The sequence below is a fragment of the Actinomadura roseirufa genome, assembly GCF_900659635.1.
Taxonomy (GTDB): Bacteria; Actinomycetota; Actinomycetes; order Streptosporangiales; family Streptosporangiaceae; genus Spirillospora; species Spirillospora roseirufa.
In genome coordinates, this window is sequence record NZ_CAACVB010000515.1 from 1 (window position 1) to 2,467 (window position 2,467).

At 74.8% G+C, this 2,467-nt stretch carries 2 protein-coding genes; one reads left to right on the forward strand and one right to left on the reverse strand.

Annotated features, from left to right (window positions below):
• Nucleotides 1-1,983 (reverse strand): AfsR/SARP family transcriptional regulator (locus tag E1291_RS40965; protein WP_207401250.1); only part of this gene is annotated, 1,983 nt, incomplete at its 3' end.
• A gap of 230 nt (nt 1,984-2,213) precedes the next feature.
• Here E1291_RS40965 and E1291_RS40970 point away from each other — a divergent pair.
• Nucleotides 2,214-2,467 (forward strand): hypothetical protein (locus E1291_RS40970; RefSeq protein ID WP_370771131.1); only part of this gene is annotated, 254 nt, incomplete at its 3' end.

The following is a 2,467-nucleotide window of genomic DNA, read 5'->3' on the forward strand; positions in this document are numbered from 1 at the left end:
GGCGTGCCGCGCCGCGCCGAGCAGGCAGTCGTGCTCGGCGGCGAGCCACTCCCGCGCCTGCGCCTCGGTCTCCAGCCGGGGCAGGCGCAGCGGCCCGGCGGCGGGCGGCCGCCGGCCCGACAGCAGGGCGTCCGCGCGCTCGGCCGCCTCGGTGTAGAAGTCCAGGAGCCGTTCGGTGGCGCGGCGTCGGACGGCGGCGGAGTCCTCGGCGGCGAGCCCGCGGGCGTAGTCGCCGACGAGGTCGTGGAAGCGGTGCCGGCCGCCGGTCGGCTCGGTGATCAGATGCCGGTCGAGGAGCTCCTCCAGGACGCGCTCGCTCTCGTGGACAGGGCGGTCCAGGAGCGCCGCGGCGGCGTGCGCGGTCAGGTCCGGGCCGGGATGCAGCGCGAGCGTCCGGAACGCGTCGCGCAGCGCCGGCGGCAGAGCGCGGTAGGAGATCTCGAACACGACGGAGATCTCCCGGCCCTCCACGCGGAGCTCCTCCAGCCGCCGGTCGTCGGAGGTGAGCCGGGCGAGCAGGTCCGCGACGCCCCAGGCGCGGCGGTGCCGCAGCCTGCTGGCGGCCATCCGCACGGCGAGCGGCAGCTGTCCGCAGCGCCCGACCACGGCCGCGACGCCGGCCGGATCCGCCGCCGGCCCGAGGCCCGCGATGCCGGTGAACAGCCTCATCGCGTCCCGCAGCGGCAGCACGTCCAGCGACAGCGGATGCGAGTCGTGCAGCCCGGTCAGCCGGCGACGGCTGGTGACCACGACGAGGCTGCCGGCGGACGCGGGCAGCAGCGGCCGGACCTGGTCGTGCCCGGTGGCGTCGTCCAGCACGATGACGGCGCGGGCGCCGGCCAGCCGGGTCCGCCACAGCGCGACGCGCTCGTCCGTCGTCCGGGGGATCCGCGCGGCCGGCACACCCGCCACGCGCAGCAGCGCGTCCAGGGCCGCCGCCGGGTCGAGCGGCCGCTGCCCGGCGTCGTGCGCGCGCAGGTCGAGGAACATCGCGCCGTCGGGGAAACGCCCGGCCAGGCGGTGCGCGAGATGGACGGCCAGCGCGGTCTTGCCGACGCCCGGCATGCCGTCGATGGTGAGGACGGTCGCCGCCGGCCCCGCCTGCGGCGGCGGCTCGGCCGGGCCGGGCACCGCAGCCAGGAGCCGGTCCAGCTCCTCCTCCCGGCCGGTGAAGGTCCGCTCGTCCGGCGGGAGGTTGTCGGGCCGGCGGCGGGCGGCGAACCGCGAGCCGGGGATCCGCAGCAGCTCCGGGTCGGTTCGCAGGATGCGCTGGTGCAGACGCTGGAGGTTCGGCCCCGGGTCCGTGCCGACCTCCTGTGCCAGGACGGCGCGGATCCGCCGGTAGGCGTCCAGGGCCTCGGCCTGCCGCCCCGACCGGAACAGGGCCACCATGAGCAGCTCCACCGCCCGCTCGTGATAGGAATACCGCTCGGCCAGCGCGGTGAGCTCGCCGACCAGGTCGGCGTGGTGTCCGTGCCGCAGCTCCAGCTCGGCGCGCTCGAACGTGGCCGTCAGCAGTTGTTCCTCCAGGTTCGTGCGGGTGCGCTCCACCCAGTCGCCGCGCAGGTCGGCCAGCGGGATCGCCCGCCACAGCCCGGCCGCGCGGCGGTAGTGCTCCAACGCGTACTCGCCGTCGCCGCTCTCGGCGATCGCGCGGGCCTGGTCGCGCAGGAGCGCGAAGCGGTGCAGGTCGACGGCCTCGTCCTCGACGTCGAGGCGGTAGGTGCCCTGCCGGGAGCCGAGCTCGACGCCGTCCAGGTCCGCCAGCCGGTGCCGCAGTCGCGTGATGTAGGAGTACAGGCTCTGCCGGGCCTTCGGCGGCGGGTTGTCGTCCCACACCCGGGAGATGAGCGACGACGCGGGAACGGACTGCCTGGGGGAGAGCAGCAGGACCGCCAGGACGCACCGCTCCTTGGTCGTTCCGAGATCGCGTCGCCGTCCGCCGGCCCAGAGCTCGACGGGACCTATGACGCGGAACTCCACCGGCGCCCCTTTTGCGGAAATGGCCTCCGCGTGCGATTTTCGCACCAGCCGATGTTTTTGGCCAGAATCGAGTCGTGTTCCCCATGGCCAACTTGGGACGACCTCACTGATCGAGTCAGGGACACTGCAAGTTTTCGTCAAGCCTCCCGGCAGACCTTCGTTTCAAGGACAGATCTTTCGATCTGTGACGGAGGAACGGATGTCTTCATCCGTGGGCACTAGGGGGTTCGTTGACGGGAACAACCGGCTTCGAATGGCGTCGGGCCCTGGCCGGTCCCGACCCGAGCTGGTGGGCGACCCGGGGGAGCCGGCACACCATCGCGGTGGTGGTGGAGTCGGCGTCGCCGGGACAGCCCCTGCTGGACGTGGCGCGGCTCGCGGGCACCGACCCGCGGCTGCGGGTGGTGTTCGCCGCCGCGCCCGGCCCGTCCGCCGGGGAGGTGGCGGGCCTGCTGCGCGGCGCCGGCGCGGTGGTGCTGCCCTG